Below are 19,451 nucleotides of genomic sequence, written 5' to 3' on the forward strand. Positions count from 1 at the left end.
ATTTATGATTTGGGTTCAGCAAGAACTTGAGATAATTTTTTTATATCGCCATCGCTTAAGTCGTTATTAAAGGTTTCAACCTCAAAGGGAAAATCTTCAAATAAACCAGAAAGCGTCATCGCGGAATAGATACTTCTAGAAAAACGGTTGCCAATGGCTATAATGGTGGTTTTAGACTTTAATAAATGTATAAAAATAGCATTAGAACCATGCCACCATCCTGTATGGTAGATTAGTTTTTCGCCATTATCATACACCTTCATTCTAAAGCCTAATCCGTAATTATTAACTCCATCTTTTTCATTACTGTAAGGGGTAAATACTTGTTGCATCAATTCAGGAGTAAGGAAATTAGGCGCATACATCGCTTGCGAAAATTTTAATAAATCGCGAGGGGTAGTATATACATTTTTATCACCATAAATTAAATCTAAATTATTGAGAGGATAGAGTTTGGTGTCTTTGTAATAAAATGATTGTGCTGCCGTAGGAATGTTGCGCTCTTGGAAAATATAGGTGTCATCCATACCAAGGGATTCAAAAAGCATTTCGTGCATGGCAACAGGGAATTTTTTATGCGTTACTTGTTCTACAATAAGTGCCAGTAGTGCATAGTTGGTATTACAATACATAAATCCCGTATTGGTAGGGCGGGCGAGAGGCGGCTGGTATTGTATCAGTAAATCTAAAATATTTTGATTACTCAAAAAAGGTTGTTCTAAAACTTTAGGTTTTGGAGTCAGATGGTCTAGAAAATGTTCATATTTTGGGATGCCACTTCTTTGATTAAGCAGATGGATAATTTCCACTTCAGCGTATGGGAACTTTGGAAAAAAATGCGTGACTTTTTGATGAAGGTTGATTTTCTTAGCTTCTATCAATTTCATAATCGCCATTGCCGTCATGGTTTTAGAAATAGAAGCTATATGCATGGGCGTGTTATGGGTAATGGGCATTTGCTCTTGCTCTCTACCATAACCACGGTAGCGTTCAAATAAAATATGATTGCCTTTAGCGACAAGAAATCCACCGCTCAATTTGCTACCGTCCCAAATGGTTTGGTAATAATTTTCAATGATTTGTCTTATAGAATCCTCGTGGGCTAGAGTATTATCTTGCGGGCTAAAAATAGTTTTAAAGTTGATATCCGCATAATGGGGTAAATTCGTTTTAGGCTTTACAGGCGTGGCGTCTTCTTGCTTTTTACTACAAGAAAAAAAAAGGCAAAGTATGAGTATCCACCATTTAAAACCATTCATAGTTATTACGACTTAAATTTTGCTAAGATTTTATTTACAATCACTTGGGCGAGTTTTATTTTGCTTTCGTGTGTCCATCCAGCGATGTGTGGGGTAATGAGCACTTTGTCGGAATGTAATAAATACTCTAAATCTTCGTTGTTATGTTCTAAGTTTTCAAAAGATGATTTTTCATACTCTAAAACATCCAATGCGGCACCTTTTATTTTTCCTTGCTTTAAAGCTCTGACTACATCGGGCGTAACTACATTTTTGCCTCTAGCCGTATTGATGAGGTAAAATTCTTTTTTCATCTTTGAGATAAAGTTTCCATCTAACCAACCCATAGTATCTTGGGCTAAAGGTAAATGAATACTCACAATATCGGCTTGGTTTTGTAATTCTTCTAAAGAAACTTGTGTGGCATACTTATCTGAAAGGTCAGGCAATATATCATGAAAAATAACTTTACACCCAAATCCACTGAGGCGTTTAGCAAAAGCCTTTCCCATATAACCGTAGCCAATCAACCCGACTGTTTTATCCTTAATTTCTTCTCCTCTGTTTTCTTCGCGTTTCCAAATGCCTTGTTTTAATTCATTAGCAGAAATAAACAGACGATTCATGAGCACCAATAACATACCTAAAGCATGCTCTGCTAATGCATCTCTATTACCTTCTGGGGAATTAATTAAGGTAATGCCTAGTTCTTCTGCTTTTTTAGTATCGATATTTTCCATGCCCGCGCCTACACGCGCAATACATTTTAAATGTGAGGCATGGCTAAGGAACGCCTCATCAATAGGTATTCTACTTCTTAAAATAAGACCATCATACGATTGAATTTTTTCCAATATTTCATCATAAGACGATTGCGTATCTTCATCTACTATAAATCCAGCAGCGGTCAATTGCTCGTGGATTAGGGGATGGTTGTGGTCTATTTGTAGAAATTTCATGAGACTTATTAAAGGTTTAAGAAAACAATTTTTTAAGTTCTATGGAATCCTTAGCTTGCATACGCCCAGAAAGGATAAGGGATAATTCTTTTCTTCTTAACGCGGCTTGAAAACGCTCTTTTTCTACCTCAGTTTCAGGTTCTAATTCTGGAATAGGTACAGGTTTATTAAACTCATCTACGGCGACAAAAGTATAGATGCCCTCGTTGGTGTGGATTTTCTTTTGGGCAATAGGGTCATCCATCCAAACATCTACATAAACTTCCATAGAGGTAGAAAAGGCTCTTGTAACCTTAGATTCTAAAACCACTACGCCACCTTCTGGGATAGGATGGTTAAAGGACACATGATTGACCGATGCTGTTACCACGCGTCTTCCACAGTGCCTTGCTGCAGAAATAGAAGCACATCTATCCATTTTGGATAATAACTCACCACCGAAGAGATTTCTTAGTGAGTTGGTTTCATTAGGCAGTACGATATTGGTCATTATCGTTAGAGTTTCGGCAGGTGTTTTTGTTTTTTTCATCATAAAATTTGGAACATATTATTTTGTCAATTGTAAACTATCTTGGTTTGTGGTAAGGCTATCCGATGTGATGGTATCTTTTACCACTGGGGTTTGTTGTATTTCTGGCGTTTTTTTGGCCGTAACTTTCGGTGCTAATTCACTTTGCTCACCAAAAATTAACTCAGGATTGGTAATTGCCACATAGGCAAAAATACCAGCGGAAATTAAAAATAAAACAATCCATAACCATAGCCAGTTTTTCTTCTTTTTAGGTTGCGGTGCGGTAGGCTCATGTTTTGGAGTAATATCCGCTAGGTTAATGGCTTCTAATCCAAAGAAATCTGGGGTGTTATCGGTTTCTACGCGTTCCCCTTCAAACACCATTTGTTGTTGGTTCAAATGAAACTGTCCAATACCTTCTATATTAAAAGGGGTTTTAGCCTCTAACTGTTTATTCCAATAGTCCACTTGGGTATCGACTTCAAATTGGGCAACTTCTAAGGAAATTTCCTTATATTGAGCTACTTGATGTGTGAATTGTCCCTTATCCGAAACCTTGTCTTTGGAAAAACATACCTGTTGTGCAGGTGGCAAAATACGACCATCTTCTGCGTTGAGAATAGCCGCAGAACGCTTTAGATAAAACACTCCGAAATTGGGCAATGTCACTTTGCCATTAGCCTTCAATGATTCTAAAATACAATTGTTGATATTCATAGCGTGGCAAAGATAGAGAAATAATTTGATAGAGATTAGAACTTAGAAGTTAGATTTTAGCCGTAGGCAATAGTTTAGAATTTAGTTCTTTGACTGCAAGTCACTCGAAACACAAAACTTTTGATTCTTCACTTTTAATTTAAAATTTATAATTTAGCATTTATAATTAACTTCCCCCCCATCCTTCAAAACTTTTCACTCTACACTTTTCATTTCACCTAAACTCCCCCATATCCAGTTTTAGCGAGAAAAAATTAGAATACAATTGGCTGCTTCCAATTCCAGAATTGGTGATGGCATAGTCTAAAGTTAAGCCTTTGTATTTGATACCTACCCCAGCACTAGGTTGAAAAGAGACTTGGTGTTTCTGACTTTCTATATCGGTAATGTTTTGGAAACGATTAATCCCAGCTCTTATAAAGACCATATTTTCATAGGACAATTCTGCTCCTGCATAAGGCGTAATACTAGCGAAATCGGTAGAAATAATAGCGGCAGTTTTAGCAAAATCTACATTGATGCCGGCTTCTGGAAGTAAGTTTAAATCTCTGCTGAGTTCAAATGTTCTACTGACACCTAGATTAAGTTTAGGCATTATGAGTTCCATTTTGTTTTCTGGGACGGGATTCAATTCCTCTCCATTTACCACAGTAGACAATTCTTTTTGATTGATAGACCAAAAATTAACCGTGGTGGTGGCATCTCTCAGCATGGCTCCATAGTGCCAACCTTTGTCAGAATGGTATATGGCGCCAATATCAAACCCAAATCCAAATCCATTAGCAAATTTCCCTACATTACGATAGACTAATTTGGCATTTGCACCCACACTCCATTTGTGGTGCGGATTAAACGCATAAGATACAAGAGCGGCATAATCTGCCTGAGAGAATTTTGTAATTTTATCATAGTCGATATTACCCTCGCTGTCGATAAGTTTGGTTGTGTTGAGGATGTTGTCCACACCCAATCTCACAACGGAAACACCGAACACCCCACCATTTCTATCAAGGGCTTTGGCATACGAAAGGTAGTCGTATTTGGCAATGCTTTCAAAATATTCGGCGTGCATAGCGGCACCTTGCCAATCGGAGGTAATACTCGTGAGTCCAGCGGGATTCCACATAGGTGCATAGACATCATTTTGGTTAGAAATTACGGCGCCACCCATTGCTAGACCTCTAGCCCCAGCCCCAATATTTAGAAATTCATTAGAATATTTTCTAATTAGTTGAGCGGAAGCGGTATGGTAGAGTCCAATGGATAATAAAATTAATAATCGTTTCATAGCGTTGGATTTTCAGCGTCTTCGGTAAGACTTTTGGCTTTTTTCCTTTTGGATTTTATAATGCCATTGGCAATAATAGATCCAATCATAATGGATGCTCCGAGGTAAAACATAGGATTCATGTGTTCGGATTCCCCAAAAATGAAATATGCCAACAGAATACCATAAACAGGCTCTAAATTTACCGTTAATATTAAGGTAAATGGTGAAATGATTTTCATTAAATTGGTAGATTCTATCATGGGATATGCCGTAAATACGATTGCCAATATGAGTATTAACGCTAAATCGGTATAGTTTATTTCATAGATTTGGGTAAAATCACTTTTAAATATTAAAATTAATGCCATCAGTAGGCAGCCCCCCATCATTTCGTATAAAATAATATTCCCTGCTGAGGTTTTTTGGGAAAGTTTTCCATTGCAAATAGAAAATATAGTACCCAATAAAGCGCAGAGTACTCCGTAAAAAATACCTAGTTTATAGCGAAATTCGGTTTTAAAAATCAGTCCCATACATCCCATGATGATGATTCCGATAATCACTTCCGACCAATCTAGTTTTCGTTTATATATCATAGGTTCTATGATGGATGCGAATAGCGTAGACATGGCGATGCAACTCAAAGTAATGGAAACATTAGACACTTTAATAGATTCAAAGAAAAATAGCCAATGTAGCCCCATCACGAGTCCAATTCCTAAAAGACTAAGCAGTAGTTTTTTAGAAACCCAGATGTGCCTACCTTTGATGATTCTAAGAAATATAAAAATACTGATTGCCGTAAGCCCCATTCTGAAGAAGACCAAAACGAAAGACCCCACGCTAATCATTTTTCCCAAAATAGCGGTAAAGCCCCACATAAACACGATGATATGGAGCTTAAAAGTCGTATTGTTCCAGAAGTTTAAATTCATTTTGCAAAGAACGAAAATAAATGTCAAACCATCAATATTTGATGAAAAAAACTGGCAGATATTTGTGGTTTTAAAAATAAAATGATACTTTTGCAACCGAAAAATGAGATGTAAATTATGCTAATTATTCCAGTGAAAGATGGAGAGTCCATCGACAGAGCTTTAAAAAAGTACAAAAGAAAATTCGATAGAACTGGCGTTGTGCGTTCACTTAGAGCAAGACAGCAATATGTGAAGCCTTCCGTTCTTAGAAGACAGCAAGTGCTTAAAGCAGCTCACAAACAAAGGAATTTAAGCAAAGAAGAACAAGCATAAGCCTTTTTCTTTGTTTAAAACAACTAAAATCACTTTCTATTATTTAGGAAGTGATTTTTTATTTAGTATATTTGGAAATCATTATTCTTATATGGTAGAACAATTTTTAGATTATATCCGTACCGAAAAACGCTACTCCCCGCATACTATCACGAGTTATGCTAAGGATTTAGCAGACTTCAGTTTGTTTGTTAAAGAGACGGAAGGGCAGAATGAGATATTATATGTAGATAAAAAAGTCATTAAAAATTATATGATTAACCTTAGCGAAAGGCATTTGTCGAAAAGAAGCATTAATCGGAAATTGTCTACCCTACGCAGTTTTTATCAGTATTTACTACGATTGGGTGAAATTCAAGTTTCCCCTATGGAAAGTATTACCTCATTAAAATTTTATCCCGAAAAACAATTGCCGTTTTCACAAGAAGAAATGGCAGAGGTTTTAGAGGTGTTAAAGGCATCTGGCACTACATTAGACTATCTTGTTGTAGAAACTCTATATCAAACGGGGATGCGTAGAGCGGAGCTTTGTCAATTGAAATTAAATGATGTTCGTTTTTCGAGTAATGAAATCAGAGTGGTGGGAAAAGGGAATAAAGTGAGGATAATTCCTATTTCTGAGGCTTTAAAGGATTTATTATGTGCATATTATCAAAATGATAGAAGCCCAAATGATGTAGCGTCTACTTATTTTTTTATCCACGACAATGGAAAAAAACTCACCGAAAAATTTGTTTATTCAGTGGTAAATAATTACTTTAGCCTAGTGTCTTCTAAGAAAAAAAGAAGTCCCCATATGCTGAGGCATAGTTTTGCGACGCATCTTTTGGATAATGGTGCAGAAATTTCTAAGGTTAAAGAAATTATGGGACATGCCAGTTTAGCCTCTACGCAAGTCTATACTTCAGCTAATATTCAACAATTAAAAAAAGTGCTTGAGGCCAACCATCCGAGAGCAAAACGAGATAATAAGTAGAATCATAACCATTAAATTTTAAACACTATGAAAATACATGTTCAGGCCTTAGGGCTTACTCCACACCAACCATTAGAAGAGTATATGGAGAAAAAACTAAATAAGCTGGAAACTTTCTACGATAAAATTTTGGAAGCTAAAGTATTCCTAAAAGTGGAAAATTCTAGTGAAAAAGAAAATAAAACGGCAGAAGTTATTTTAGATGTTCCAGGGGAAGATATTGTGGTGAAAAAGACTTGTGCTACATTTGAGGAGGCAATAGATAAATGTAGTGATATTGCTAAGAAGTTGCTAATCAAAAAGAAAGAAAAGAATTAAAAAATAATTATAAAAATATTTGCGTATTTAATAAAAAGTGTTGTATATTTGCAACCGCAAAAGAGAACAGAAGTATATTAACATACGCAATATTTGCCTCCATAGCTCAGTTGGCCAGAGCACGTGATTTGTAATCTCGGGGTCGTGGGTTCGAATCCCTCTGGAGGCTCATAAAAATTGTCGGGGGGATACCAGAGTGGCCAAATGGGACGGACTGTAACTCCGTTGTCGTGAGACTTCGCAGGTTCGAATCCTGCTCCCCCCACATTTTTTTAATAAAATTTGCAGATTAATAAAATTTGTTTATTTTTGCAATCCATTACCAACCATAAAAATGCGGAAGTAGCTCAGTTGGTAGAGCGTCAGCCTTCCAAGCTGAATGTCGCGGGTTCGACCCCCGTCTTCCGCTCAAAGAAAATCACAACCTTTTGGGCTGTGATTTTTTTATAAGCCGTTATAGCTCAGGGGTAGAGCGCTTCCTTGGTAAGGAAGAGGTCTCGGGTTCAAATCCCGATAATGGCTCATCAATCTCTCAACTAAGTTGGGGGATTTTTTTGTTTTATATCCAGAATATAAAAAGGTTTTTTTAAATTTGCATAACCCCTAAATATGAACCATGTATCAATCAATTATTAAACCTATTCTCTTTCGCTTTGACCCTGAAAAAGTACACCATTTTACTTTTAAATTCTTAAAATTTGCATTTAAATTACCATTTATTAAATCTTTTGTTAATGCTCAGTTTGAAGTTAAGGACAAGCGTTTAGAACGAGAGGTGTTTGGGTTAAAGTTTAAAAACCCCGTAGGGCTGGCAGCAGGCTTTGATAAAGATGCAAAACTGTACAAAGAACTATCGGCATTCGGATTTGGTTTTATAGAAATTGGTACATTGACGCCTAAACCCCAGCCTGGGAATGATAAAAAAAGATTGTTTAGACTGGTAGAAGATAGCGCTATTATCAACCGAATGGGCTTCAATAATGAAGGGGTTGAAGCGGCAGTGACTCGTTTGAAACAAAATAATCATGTGTTAATAGGAGGCAATATTGGAAAGAACAAAGTAACACCGAATGAATCAGCAGAAAAGGACTATATCATTTGTTTTAATGCGCTGTTTCCTTATGTAGATTATTTTGTGGTTAATGTAAGTTCACCAAATACGCCCAATTTAAGAGCGCTTCAGGAAAAAGAACCTTTAACGCATCTTTTGAATCAACTTCAAAACGAAAATGCAAAGCAAACTCAACGCAAGCCTATACTACTAAAAATAGCTCCAGATTTAACGAATGAACAATTGCTAGATATTATAGATATTGTAAAATCAACCCATATTGATGGGGTAATTGCAACCAATACTACAATTAGTAGAACAGGCTTAACCTCCGAAAATAAAACAGAAATAGGAGGGCTTTCTGGAAAACCTTTAACAAAAAAATCAACCGAAGTGATTAGATTTTTATCTGAAAAAAGTAATGGTACATTTCCAATCATTGGGGTGGGGGGGATACATACGGCTGATGACGCGATAGAAAAGTTAAATGCAGGGGCAACTTTAGTTCAACTGTATACAGGATTTATATATGAAGGCCCTCGATTAATAAAGGAAATAAATGAGAAAATATTGGCTTCTCAATCATAAATTAAGATTGATAATGGATAAAATGTTATTTTGGAATAATAATTGTTAAATATTTAGAAAAAAAGATTATGAAAATCAAAAATATTTTAAGTACTGGAGCAATTGTGGCGAGTTTAGTGGCTTGTACGGTGAATCCGATGACGGGTAGAAAGTCGTTTCAGTTTATGAGTAATAGTGAATTAGCAGCAATGGGGCTTCAGCAGTATCAGGCTACATTGTCCAAAGTAAAAGTGATTACAGGGACTACAGATGCTAAAAAAGTGAAGAATGTTGGTCTAAGGATTAAAAATGCAGCAGAAAATTATTATCGTTCCATTGGTAGAGAAGGTGATTTATCTAACTATCAATGGGAGTTTAATTTGATTGATGATAAGCAATTAAATGCTTGGTGTATGCCAGGTGGTAAGGTGGCTTTTTATACGGGTATTATGCCAGTGTGTAAAAGTGAAACTGGAGTGGCAGTAGTCATGGGGCACGAAGTTTCTCACGCCTTAGCGGGACATGGTAATGAAAGAATTTCTTCTGCTATGATTGCTCAGGGGGTTGGCTTAGCTGGTGGTTTAGCGATAAAAGATGAAAAATTAAGACAGATATTTTCCATTGCTTATCCACTTGGGGCACAAGGCGCACTTTTGGCATATGGGCGTAACCAAGAGTTGGAAGCAGATCAAATGGGACTCTATATCATGGCAATGGCAGGTTATGATCCTCGTGAAGCCCAACCGTTTTGGCAAAGAATGGAGCAAGCTTCTGGCAATGGAAGCCGTCCTCCAGAGTTCTTATCTACACACCCTAATCCAGAACATAGGAGAGCAGATATTCAAAAACATTTGCCTAAAGCTTTAGAATATTATAAGGCATCAGGCGGAAAATTATAAAAACAAAAATTATAAAACATAAAACTATGAAAAGTTTAACGATTACAGGTGTGGTACTTGCAGGGATTGCAGCCATTCTATTTTATATGACTACAGATTTTTCTGTTGAAAGAATTACTATTTCTCATCTCATGGGAATGATGGCTGGCATAGGTGTAGGCTTGATTATTGGAGGTTTGGTTGGCTATGTGAGCAAAGGTAATGCAGTAAGAGAGGCTGCTAAAATTAAAGAATATGAAAGACTACAGCGCGAAAAACAAGAAATTGAAAAACAAGCAGCGTCTTTAGCAGCTCAACAAGCTAGACAAGAAGCACACAATAACAATACAGCATTATAAAAAAACAAAAAACCAGAACTTAATTGTTCTGGTTTTTTTCCTGAATTGTGTGTTGCATCAATCTGAGGTGTGTTTAATTTGTACAATCTTTAACTTTTATATGGTCAAAGGTAGTGGTTGTTCCATTGATATCTACGGTCATTTTTGGAAATTCGCCAGTCAGGCAGCCGTTATTGTTCGTGTCAAAATCACCATCTTCTAAGATAATTTCTATGCCTTTACCAGATAAGGTATAAGTGCTTTCTTCAAATAACATTTGATTGAGCGGATAAGTTTTACCATTGATGTGGGCAACTCCCACATTGGATACGGTATTAAAAGTAATCACATCGCTCCCATTTTTAGAAAAAACAACTTTATCTTTAGCTGTTTTAGAGGTCGATGTTTCATTGGGGGTATTGGTAGCATTTAGCCCTTGGTTGTTTGGTGCTTCTACAACAGCAACAGTATCGCGTTCTTCAGCGATGACATCAGAAATTTTTTCATTGTTTTGGCAAGAAACAATACTGAGCAATCCTATTGTGGCGATGAATAATCTCATTGATAATTTATTTTAGAAGATAAAGTTACGATAAAATTTCTATATTAGAAAAATTTACAAAGAAAAAATCTTTATTTTTGTTATTCAATTTAGTAAGGTTTATGAATTTTGAACGCATTCAAGAAAAATTAGAAATTCTAGCCGATGCTGCCAAATATGATGTTTCCTGTTCTTTTAGTGGAGGAAATAGGAAAAATAAAAATGGTGGCTTGGGTAATAGCCATACCTCTGGAATTTGTCATTCTTATACAGAGGATGGTCGTTGTGTGTCGTTGCTCAAAATTTTGTTGACCAACCATTGCATTTTTGACTGTGCTTATTGTGTATCGCGGAAAAGTAATGATATTAAGCGTGCTGCATTTACGGTGGATGAAGTGGTAGATTTAACGATGAATTTTTATCGTAGAAATTATATCGAAGGCTTATTCCTAAGTTCGGGTATCTTTAAAGATGCGGACACTACAATGGAGCGTTTGGTAAGAGTGGCTAAAAAGTTAAGAAAAGAACATCGATTTAATGGCTATATTCATTTAAAATCTATCCCTGGTGCGAGCGATGAATTGATGCAAGAAGCAGGCTTGTATGCCGATAGGCTTTCGGTAAATTTAGAAATTCCAACAGAGTCAGGGTTGAAGTTGTTGGCACCAGATAAATCTCATAAAGATTTGGTAAAACCTATGGGGTTAATTAAAAATCAACTTCAAATCTACAAATCCGAAAGAAAAATCATTAAAAGTACCCCAAAATTTGCACCCGCAGGTCAATCGACTCAGATGATTGTTGGTGCGACTAATGAAACTGACCTTAAAATTATCCATGTTGCTGATTATTTTTATAAAAAATATGAAATGAAGCGCGTGTATTACTCGGGGTATGTACCTGTACTCGCGGACAATCGTTTGCCTTCGCTAGATACACAGGTGCCAGTGCAACGGGAGCATCGGTTGTATCAAGCAGATTGGTTGATGCGTTTCTATGGTTTTGAAGCTAATGAAATTTTAGATACTCATCATCCATTTTTAGATTTGGAATTGGACCCCAAAATGGCTTGGGCGATAAGGCATCGCCATAAATTTCCAGTCAATATCAATACAGCACCAAAAGAAATGTTGCTAAGAATCCCGGGTGTAGGTACAAAATCGGTCTATAAGATTTTAAAAGCCAGAAGGTTTCAAAAGTTGAATTTAGACCATTTGAAAAAAATAGGTGTCGCGACCAATAGAGCGAAATTTTTTATAGAATTTGATGCGGAAAACAGATATAATGCTTATATTGACAAGGTCAATTTTAGACAAATGATTTTAAACGGGACACGCTCGAAATGGAAAAGTCCATTTTCACAGCAATTGTCTTTATTTTAACTAAAAAATAGAAATATGAAAATTACACTTAATAGAATCAACGACGATTTTTTATTTGAATGTGCCAATACTAAAGGTGCTAAAATTTTACTTGATAATACCTCGCAGCCAGATGCTAAAGGGGCTTCCCCAATGGAGGCTTTACTAATGGCAGTAGCAGGCTGTAGTGGGATTGATATGGTCAATATCCTTAAAAAACAACGCCAAAGCATTACCGATTTTAAGGCAGAAGTAGAAGGCGAACGCCAGCAAGAAGATGAAGCTAAACCTTTTAAAAGTATTATGGTTCATTTTATGTTGGAAGGCGATATTGCTCACGAAAAAGCAAAAAGAGCGGCTCAACTTTCATTTGAAAAATACTGTTCGGTTTCTAAAACTTTAGAGCCAAAAGTGAGTATCCATTACAAAGTAACGGTAAACGGCGAAACATTATAATTTAAACTTTAATGGTCTTTATTATTTCTTTAATTATCTTTGCCGAAAATTTAATTAAGTGTATAAAAAATTATTTGGGCAAACGGCTATCTATGGACTGAGTTCGGTATTAGTTCGGGTATTTCCTTTTATCATTTCCCCGATTGTTACGCGGGTTTTTGGCCCATCTGCGTCATCACCATTTGTAGACTGGTATTCCATTGCTGGTGTTATTACAGTATTGCTCACTCATGGAATGGAAACCTCATTTTTTAGATTTGCACAGGAGGATGATATTTCTAAAAAGACTTTGGTTTCTACCACTTCGCTTAGCGTGCTTACTTGTGGGCTCATTTATTTAATATTGGGCTATGTATTTCGTCAGGATTTAGCCAATGCATTTGATACACCCGACCAAGTGAATTATTTGGTAATTTTCCTCTTTATTTTGTCGCTAGATGCCTTTTCAACGATACCTTCGGCGGTATTAAGGCTAGAGGGTAAGGCTTTGCAATATACTTTATCTAAGGTTTTGGGAGCGTTAGCCTATTTTGGCGTTGTGGTATTTTACATTCAATTTTTAAAAAATAGACCAGAAGGTTTTTTAGGTATTCATTACAACCCTGAAATTGGCATTGGTTATGTGTTTATTGGGAATTTAGCACAGAGTATTATTACTTTGTTGATAGTAGGAAAAGAGTTTGTCAATTTTAGTATTCGCAGTTTTGATTTTAAATTATGGAAACGCATAATGAACTACTCGTGGCCTGTGATGGTAGCAGGATTGGCAGGGGTAGTCAATCAAACTATGGATAGGCAGTTTCTAAAATATTTATTGCCTGATAAAGAAGCCCGTCATCAGATTGGAGTTTATGGTGCATCCTATAGAATCGCCACATTTATTACCGTGTTTAGACAAGCCTATCAACTGGGAATAGAACCTTATTTCTTCTCTACTTTTAAAAATAAAGACAGTCATAAAACCTACACCGTATTAATGGATGTTTTTGTAATCTGCAACTGTATTATTTATTTATTTTTGATGGTTAATCTTCAATGGATTTCAGAAAAATACCTACGCAATGCAGCTTATTATGAAGGGATTGAAATTATTCCTTATGTTATGTTGGGGGCTCTATTTTTGGGGATTTATCTTAATTTATCAATTTGGTATAAATTATCCGACCAAACCCGCGTGGGGCTTTATATTTCATTAATCGGTGCTGCGGTAACCATCGCGGTTAATGTAATGTTTATTCCAGACTATGGGTATTATGCCAGTGCAGCAGGCGCATTGCTTACCTTTGTTACCATGACGGTGGTTTCTTATATATGGGGACGCATTAAATACCCTATTCCTTATAACACGGGGAAGATATTGGACTATTTAGGCATTACCGTTGGGTTTGCTTTGGTGTCATTCCATTATTTTAGAACCAATTATTGGGTGGGGAATATATTATTTATTCTATTTTTAGCGTTTGTAATATATAAGGAGAAAACTATTGTCAATAAAATTTTGAAAAGGCGAAGTCCATAAAAATTCATCATAATTCATTACTTTTGTAAAAATTTAAAACAATACAATGAAAATAATAGTACCTATGGCTGGGCGAGGGTCCAGACTAAGACCACATACTTTAACCGTTCCAAAACCTTTAATTCCTATTGCTGGAAAGCCTATTGTACAGCGTTTGGTAGAAGATATTGCCAAAGTAGCAGGGCAGCCGATAGAGGAAGTTGCATTTATCATTGGAGATTTTGGAAATGAGGTAAAGGCATCACTAAAAGAAATAGCAGAAAAATTAGGCGCTAAAGGCAGTGTTTATACTCAAGATGAGCCGCTAGGAACGGCACATGCGATAAAATGTGCAGAAGCTTCCATGAGTGGAGATGTTGTCGTAGCATTTGCAGATACATTATTTCGCGCAGATTTTGTGTTAGATACCAATTCTGATGGGGTAATTTGGGTGAAAAAAGTAGACGACCCTTCTGCATTTGGCGTAGTGAAATTAGACGATAACGGATTCATTACGGATTTTGTAGAAAAACCTCAAACCTTTGTTTCAGATTTAGCCATTATCGGAATTTATTACTTTAAATCTGCTGAGCAATTGATGAATGAAATTAATTATATCATGGATCAAGGTATTATGGAAGGGGGAGAGTACCAATTAACCACAGCACTAGAAAACCTTAGACAAAAAGGAGCTAAGTTTTCTTTAGGTAAGGTAAATGATTGGATGGATTGTGGGAACAAAAATGCAACGGTGGAAACTAATAGTAAAATCCTTCAGTACGAAAAGGAAACCATGTCGTCTTATCCAGAATCCGCTACGATAGAAAATAGTCTAATTATTCCGCCATGTTTTATTGGAGAAAATGTAGTCATTAAGAATTCTAAAATTGGACCTAATGTTTCCTTAGGTAATGATACAGAGGTAGAACATTCGAACATCGAGAATTCATTAATTCAAGAAAACACGATTATCAACCATGGGAATTTAAGTAATTCTATGATAGGAAATTCTGCTAAATATTATGGGGTGTCTCGTGAAATTTCGTTAGGAGATTATTCGGTTTTAGACTTTTTGTCTAAATAACCATTGGGTTTGGTACGATAATCGTTAGATTATCGTAAATTAAATAAATTCTATTCCAATGAAACAGATAAGTTATGCCCTAATGCTAGGTGTATTAGTGGCTTGTGGTACACAGCAAAATACTATTAAAAAGCCGGTAGATACACATAAACCATTAGAAAATACCCGTGCGTTTTTTGATAAAGTTAATCAAAAATCAAATTTTAATGCATTAAAAATTTCAAGTAAAATAAAAGTTGAGAATGGGAGTGCTATTCCTACTTTAGACGCTTTGGTTTATATAGAAAATGATAAAAAAGTGTGGATTAATCTTTCAGCGTTATTTTTTAATGTGGCAAGGGGAATGGCTACACCACAAGGTATAAAGGCCTACGAAAAATATAATAAAACTTATATTGATTCGGATTTTACTTATCTTAATCAATTGTTGAATGTGAATTTTATTGATTATCAAGCTTTACAAAATTTATTGTTAGGAAAGGCGTTTGTAGAAATTAATCCTAAAGATTATACTTTAACTCAAAATGCGGAAGGGTATGTGTTATCATCTAAAACGAATCAAAAAGTAGAGGTAGATGGGAAAAAGAAATTCTACACTATGCAATTGGGATACGATACTGCATTAAATCTAAGAAAAATAAGATTGTCGGAAGTAAATACAGCAGATTATTTAGAAGTTTTTTATGATAACTGGGGCCAACTGTCTGATATGAAAATACCTCAGAATGTTAAAATTATTATAAAAAACAAAAAAACCGACCAAATTTTGATTGAAAATACGAAATTTGACTTTTCTACAATGGATACCCCATATGTGGTTCCAAGTAATTATCAAAAGAAAGAAATTAAATGATTGTAAAAAAGCTAAGTTTTCTATTGAGTATTTTGTGTTTTGCTTTGATGTGGTCTCAAAAAAAAGAACAACTTCAAAAACAAAATGCGGAATTAAAAAAACAAATTGCTCTTATCAATGCAGACCTTGCTAAGACTAAAAATGAAGCTAGGCTCTCTTTGGCTTATCTTAACAATGTCGCCAAGAAAATTCAACTTCGAGAGCAAATTTTTAGAAATACTCAAAAAGAAAAACGCTTTATTGAAGATGATATTTACAAACGCCAATTAGAAATTAATAAGAACAAAAGAGAATTAAAAGTTTTAAGAAAAAATTATGCTGAAATTTTAATCAAGGCTTATAAAAATAAAGGCATTCAAAACAAGGTGACTTTTATTTTATCCTCAAAAAACTTAGGACAAGCCCTTAGAAGAGTGCAATATCTTAAACAGTATTCAGATTACCAAGATAAAAAAGCAGCTGAAATTACAGATAAAGCAAACCAAATTCTTAAAACTATTGAGCTGAAAAAGCGTTCGGTGCAAGAAAAAGAAAATCTATTGGGACAGCAGAAAAAAGATTTATTGGTCATTCAAGAAGAACGAAAAGGTAAAGAAGTTTTACTGGAAGAGTTTAAGAAAAATGAACAAAGGCTTACGGCTGAACTAAATCAAAAACAAGCGCAGTCTAAAAAAATAGAAGGCGAAATTCGAAAAATTATTAAAGAAGAAATTGCCGCGGCTAAAGCTAAAGAAGAGGCAGAAAAGAAAGCAAGGCTAGAGCGTGAAAGAATTGCCCGCGAGGCAGCCGCTAGAGAGAAAGCTAGAATAGACGCTGAAAATAAAGCCAGACAAGAAGCCTTAGAACGCGAGCGTAAAAAAGCCGAAGCTGAAGCTGCTAGATTGGCAGAGATAGAAAAGCGAAAAGCTGAAGAAGCCAGAAAAAAAATAGAAGCAGCTAAAGCTGAAGAAAGTGCAAAAAACGAAGCGCGTCGTATAGCCGCAGAGAAAGATGCTAAAGAAGCTGCAGAAAAAGCGAAAGAAGCCGCAGATAAAGCTGCTGCTGCTAGAGCTGCAGAAGCAGAATTAGCTAAAAAGAAGTCCGAAGAAAAGAAAAAAGTAGAGGAAAAAACCATGACGGCTTTTGGCGTGGGTGCTATTGCAGGGGCTAATTTTGAAGAAAATAGAGGTAGGATAGGTTTCCCAGTAGATAGAGGTCAAGTGACACATAGATTCGGAAGGCAGCCTCACCCAGTATTTAAAAATATTGTGGAAGAAAATAATGGGATTAGAATTGCCGTATCACCTGGAGCCAAAGCAAAATGTGTATTCCCAGGACAAGTGTCTAGAATATCTTTTGTAGGAGGGACTAAAACGGTAATCGTGAAACACGGTAGTTACTTTACCATATATAGTAATCTATCAGATGTATCGGTATCGCCTAACCAAAAAGTATCTGCGGGAACACCAATAGGGACCATAGCTCAAGATTTTGAAGGTTCTTATTCATTAGACTTCCAAATTTGGAATGGTAGTTCGCCTGTTGATCCATTAGGCTGGGTGTCTAGATAAAATAAATTTGTTGTAAATTTGCAAAAAATATAAATATGTTATTAACAATTTTAGGCGCAGTAGGGCCGTGGCAAATCGCCCTTATAGTCGTAATATTATTGCTTCTTTTTGGAGGGAAAAAAATTCCTGAACTGATGAGAGGTATGGGGTCTGGCATCAAAGAATTTAAAGATGCCGTAAAAGAAGACGAGAAAAAAGAAGAGGATAAAACGGTAAATTAAAAGCGTACGAAATATGTCTTTTTCAGATAAGGCTTGGGGGATTTTTAACCAAGCCATTTTGGATTATCATGTCTATGATCATGTGGATACTATAGAAAAAAATCCCTACAGCGAAGGCTCTTTGGAACATCTTTTGTATTCAAAAAACTGGATTGATACCGTTCAATGGCATTTGGAAGACATCATTCGAGACGAGCATATAGCGCCTTTAGAGGCCTTAAAAATCAAACGACGAATTGATAAATCTAACCAAGAACGAACAGATTTGGTAGAGTATATAGACGATTATTTTTTAGAGCAATACCAATCTGTTCAGCCAAAACCCGATGCAAAAATTAATACCGAAAGTCCAGCCTGGGCAGTTGATAGATTGTCAATTTTAGCCTTAAAGGTGTATCACATGGCAATAGAAGCCAATAGAGCTACGGCTGATGAGATGCACAAACAAAAGTGTCAGCATAAATTGATGGTTTTAAAAGAACAACAGAAAGATTTAAGCCAGGCAATAGACCAATTACTTTTAGATATTGAAAACGGTAACAATAAGATAAAAACTTATAAGCAAATGAAGATGTATAATGATGAGAGTCTTAACCCAATTCTTTATCAAAAAAATGAAAATACTTAAAAAAATAGATATTCTTCTTTCTCTATTAGGAGTTATGTTGATAGTGGTAAGTGGTTCTTGTTCAGTAGAAAAGGTAAATTTATCGCCATTATCACAAAACTTTATGGATAAAAATGATCTTTCTGTTTATCAATCTCTAGATCATGTAGAAACTAATTTAGAGAGACTCAAATACACCTCTGATTTATCCAATGTAGTCACAGCTTTTCCAGTGTTTGAAAATCATGATATCAACCAATGCGTCAATCATCTAAAATCTCATATCTCTGAATATTTGTATGCTACACAAAAATATAATGAAGACAAAAGAGTACAATCTTTAAAAGATATTCAGAACACCTATAAAAAAGTTCAGAAATATCGTAAAGCATTATCCCCTCAAGATAATGAAACTTTAAACTTCTATTTGGTAAAAATTAAAACCAATATCAACCTTATAGAAGCATCCAAAAAACAATCTGCTAAATAAAATACCATGTTAAAACTTCAGGCTGAAGCCAATATTCCTACTGATTTTGGTCTATTTCGTACTATGGCATTTTCAAAAGATGAGTCGGATTGGATGCCGCATTTAGTATTGGTTGCTGAAAATACGGATTTTAGTCAACCTGTGAATGTAAGATTCCATTCAGAATGTATTACGGGGGAGGTATTTCATTCAAGAAAATGTGAGTGTGGGCAACAGCTAGATGCCGCGATGGCTTATCTACAACAACATGGTGGAATGATTATTTATCTTAGACAAGAGGGAAGAAATATTGGAATCATCAATAAACTGAAAGCCTACGCCTTACAAGAACAAGGTCTAAATACAGTTGAAGCTAATTTAAAATTAGGTTTACCTGATGACGGCAGAGATTTTAGTAGTGCAATTGAAATTCTAGATTATTTTAAAATAAAAGAAATTAATTTACTGACCAACAATCCTGAAAAAATTAAATTTGTAGAGGATAGCCCTATTAAACTGCACCATCGTATCCCTTTAAATATCAAGCCTAACGAGACGAATCAAGATTATTTAAATGTTAAAAAAGATTATTTTAAACATTTGTTGGATTAAAGTTTTAATAAAAAACATTTTTTAATTTGTGTTTATGTTAAGTATTATGTGTTTTTTAATATAAAAAGTATAATATTCATTTTTTTTTTTTTTTTCTTATTGTAAACTCCAATATTTTTTTATTAA

Annotated in this window: 23 protein-coding genes and 4 tRNA genes; 20 read left to right on the forward strand and 7 right to left on the reverse strand. The window is 35.4% G+C overall.

Features of this window, described 5'->3' with window-relative positions; translation table 11 throughout:
- Nucleotides 1-2 precede the first annotated feature (2 nt).
- The 6 genes from C237_RS0104545 to C237_RS0104570 all read right to left on the reverse strand — a co-directional run bounded on the left by C237_RS0104545 (nucleotide 3) and on the right by C237_RS0104570 (nucleotide 5,576).
- Nucleotides 3-1,259 (reverse strand): serine hydrolase domain-containing protein, encoded by a 1,257-nt coding sequence (locus tag C237_RS0104545; protein WP_018675313.1) that lies wholly within the window; start codon nucleotides 1,257-1,259, stop codon nucleotides 3-5.
- 5 nt (nucleotides 1,260-1,264) lie between these two features.
- Nucleotides 1,265-2,197, reverse strand: coding sequence for a 2-hydroxyacid dehydrogenase (locus C237_RS0104550; protein WP_018675314.1), 933 nt, complete (start codon nucleotides 2,195-2,197; stop codon nucleotides 1,265-1,267).
- A gap of 16 nt (nucleotides 2,198-2,213) precedes the next feature.
- Nucleotides 2,214-2,726 carry an acyl-CoA thioesterase gene (locus tag C237_RS0104555; RefSeq protein ID WP_018675315.1) on the reverse strand — a complete coding sequence of 171 codons (513 nt, stop codon included), beginning with the start codon at nucleotides 2,724-2,726 and terminating at the stop codon, nucleotides 2,214-2,216.
- A gap of 18 nt (nucleotides 2,727-2,744) precedes the next feature.
- The gene (locus C237_RS0104560) at nucleotides 2,745-3,425 is read right to left on the reverse strand and encodes an HU domain-containing protein (RefSeq protein ID WP_018675316.1); all 681 of its coding nucleotides are present in this window, start codon (nucleotides 3,423-3,425) and stop codon (nucleotides 2,745-2,747) included.
- Nucleotides 3,426-3,639: 214 nt separating this feature from the next.
- A complete protein-coding gene (locus C237_RS0104565; RefSeq protein WP_018675317.1) occupies nucleotides 3,640-4,713 on the reverse strand; it encodes a putative type IX sorting system protein PorV2 in 1,074 nt (357 codons plus the stop codon).
- On the reverse strand, nucleotides 4,710-5,576 hold the full coding sequence (locus tag C237_RS0104570; RefSeq protein ID WP_051081505.1) for a DMT family transporter: 867 nt from the start codon (nucleotides 5,574-5,576) through the stop codon (nucleotides 4,710-4,712). The genes C237_RS0104565 and C237_RS0104570 overlap by 4 nt, the downstream gene beginning before the upstream one ends.
- Nucleotides 5,577-5,747: 171 nt before the next feature.
- Here C237_RS0104570 and rpsU point away from each other — a divergent pair, with 171 nt between their 5' ends.
- The 10 genes from rpsU to C237_RS0104620 all read left to right on the forward strand — a co-directional run bounded on the left by rpsU (nucleotide 5,748) and on the right by C237_RS0104620 (nucleotide 10,094).
- Complete coding sequence (gene rpsU, locus C237_RS0104575) at nucleotides 5,748-5,945, forward strand: 30S ribosomal protein S21 (protein ID WP_018675320.1); 198 nt, start codon at nucleotides 5,748-5,750, stop codon at nucleotides 5,943-5,945.
- A 91-nt stretch (nucleotides 5,946-6,036) separates the two neighbouring features.
- Nucleotides 6,037-6,921, forward strand: coding sequence for a tyrosine-type recombinase/integrase (locus C237_RS0104580; RefSeq protein WP_026315496.1), 885 nt, complete (start codon nucleotides 6,037-6,039; stop codon nucleotides 6,919-6,921).
- A 27-nt stretch (nucleotides 6,922-6,948) separates the two neighbouring features.
- Complete coding sequence (gene hpf / locus C237_RS0104585) at nucleotides 6,949-7,239, forward strand: ribosome hibernation-promoting factor, HPF/YfiA family (protein ID WP_018675322.1); 291 nt, start codon at nucleotides 6,949-6,951, stop codon at nucleotides 7,237-7,239.
- Between the two features lie 95 nt (nucleotides 7,240-7,334).
- Nucleotides 7,335-7,408, forward strand: a tRNA-Thr gene (locus C237_RS0104590).
- Nucleotides 7,409-7,421: 13 nt separating this feature from the next.
- Nucleotides 7,422-7,504, forward strand: a tRNA-Tyr gene (locus tag C237_RS0104595).
- A 71-nt stretch (nucleotides 7,505-7,575) separates the two neighbouring features.
- Nucleotides 7,576-7,648, forward strand: a tRNA-Gly gene (locus C237_RS0104600).
- 41 nt (nucleotides 7,649-7,689) lie between these two features.
- Nucleotides 7,690-7,761 (forward strand) — tRNA-Thr (locus tag C237_RS0104605).
- A 94-nt stretch (nucleotides 7,762-7,855) separates the two neighbouring features.
- Nucleotides 7,856-8,878 carry a quinone-dependent dihydroorotate dehydrogenase gene (locus C237_RS0104610; RefSeq protein WP_018675323.1) on the forward strand — a complete coding sequence of 341 codons (1,023 nt, stop codon included), beginning with the start codon at nucleotides 7,856-7,858 and terminating at the stop codon, nucleotides 8,876-8,878.
- Nucleotides 8,879-8,946: 68 nt separating this feature from the next.
- Nucleotides 8,947-9,756 (forward strand): M48 family metallopeptidase, encoded by an 810-nt coding sequence (locus tag C237_RS0104615; protein WP_018675324.1) that lies wholly within the window; start codon nucleotides 8,947-8,949, stop codon nucleotides 9,754-9,756.
- Between the two features lie 26 nt (nucleotides 9,757-9,782).
- Complete coding sequence (locus C237_RS0104620; protein WP_018675325.1) at nucleotides 9,783-10,094, forward strand: hypothetical protein; 312 nt, start codon at nucleotides 9,783-9,785, stop codon at nucleotides 10,092-10,094.
- A gap of 73 nt (nucleotides 10,095-10,167) precedes the next feature.
- Here the strand turns inward: C237_RS0104620 and C237_RS0104625 are convergent, their stop codons facing one another.
- Nucleotides 10,168-10,635, reverse strand: coding sequence for a hypothetical protein (locus C237_RS0104625; protein WP_018675326.1), 468 nt, complete (start codon nucleotides 10,633-10,635; stop codon nucleotides 10,168-10,170).
- Between the two features lie 101 nt (nucleotides 10,636-10,736).
- Between C237_RS0104625 and C237_RS0104630 the strand changes: the two genes are divergently transcribed.
- From C237_RS0104630 to ribA, 10 genes are read left to right on the forward strand one after another with little or no spacing between them, the layout of a single operon-like run.
- Nucleotides 10,737-11,996: a putative DNA modification/repair radical SAM protein gene (locus tag C237_RS0104630; RefSeq protein ID WP_018675327.1), complete on the forward strand. Its 1,260-nt coding sequence runs from the start codon at nucleotides 10,737-10,739 to the stop codon at nucleotides 11,994-11,996.
- A 15-nt stretch (nucleotides 11,997-12,011) separates the two neighbouring features.
- A complete protein-coding gene (locus C237_RS0104635; RefSeq protein ID WP_018675328.1) occupies nucleotides 12,012-12,431 on the forward strand; it encodes an OsmC family protein in 420 nt (139 codons plus the stop codon).
- Nucleotides 12,432-12,489: 58 nt separating this feature from the next.
- Complete coding sequence (locus C237_RS0104640; protein ID WP_018675329.1) at nucleotides 12,490-13,950, forward strand: lipopolysaccharide biosynthesis protein; 1,461 nt, start codon at nucleotides 12,490-12,492, stop codon at nucleotides 13,948-13,950.
- Between the two features lie 46 nt (nucleotides 13,951-13,996).
- Complete coding sequence (locus tag C237_RS0104645; RefSeq protein ID WP_018675330.1) at nucleotides 13,997-15,013, forward strand: sugar phosphate nucleotidyltransferase; 1,017 nt, start codon at nucleotides 13,997-13,999, stop codon at nucleotides 15,011-15,013.
- A gap of 58 nt (nucleotides 15,014-15,071) precedes the next feature.
- Nucleotides 15,072-15,866, forward strand: coding sequence for a lipoprotein insertase outer membrane protein LolB1 (gene lolB1, locus C237_RS0104650; protein WP_018675331.1), 795 nt, complete (start codon nucleotides 15,072-15,074; stop codon nucleotides 15,864-15,866).
- Nucleotides 15,863-17,416 carry a murein hydrolase activator EnvC family protein gene (locus tag C237_RS0104655; RefSeq protein ID WP_026315498.1) on the forward strand — a complete coding sequence of 518 codons (1,554 nt, stop codon included), beginning with the start codon at nucleotides 15,863-15,865 and terminating at the stop codon, nucleotides 17,414-17,416. The genes lolB1 and C237_RS0104655 overlap by 4 nt, the downstream gene beginning before the upstream one ends.
- A 35-nt stretch (nucleotides 17,417-17,451) precedes the next feature.
- Nucleotides 17,452-17,637, forward strand: a complete 186-nt coding sequence (tatA, locus tag C237_RS0104660; protein WP_018675333.1) for a twin-arginine translocase TatA/TatE family subunit — start codon at nucleotides 17,452-17,454, stop codon at nucleotides 17,635-17,637.
- A 13-nt stretch (nucleotides 17,638-17,650) separates the two neighbouring features.
- Nucleotides 17,651-18,265, forward strand: coding sequence for a DUF4254 domain-containing protein (locus C237_RS0104665; RefSeq protein WP_018675334.1), 615 nt, complete (start codon nucleotides 17,651-17,653; stop codon nucleotides 18,263-18,265).
- The gene (locus tag C237_RS0104670; RefSeq protein WP_018675335.1) at nucleotides 18,252-18,734 is read left to right on the forward strand and encodes a hypothetical protein; all 483 of its coding nucleotides are present in this window, start codon (nucleotides 18,252-18,254) and stop codon (nucleotides 18,732-18,734) included. Before C237_RS0104665 ends, C237_RS0104670 begins: the two co-directional genes overlap by 14 nt.
- 6 nt (nucleotides 18,735-18,740) lie before the next feature.
- Complete coding sequence (gene ribA / locus C237_RS0104675) at nucleotides 18,741-19,325, forward strand: GTP cyclohydrolase II (RefSeq protein ID WP_018675336.1); 585 nt, start codon at nucleotides 18,741-18,743, stop codon at nucleotides 19,323-19,325.
- Nucleotides 19,326-19,451 lie beyond the last annotated feature (126 nt).

Source organism: Riemerella columbina DSM 16469 (assembly GCF_000374405.1).
GTDB lineage: Bacteria > Bacteroidota > Bacteroidia > Flavobacteriales > Weeksellaceae > Riemerella > Riemerella columbina.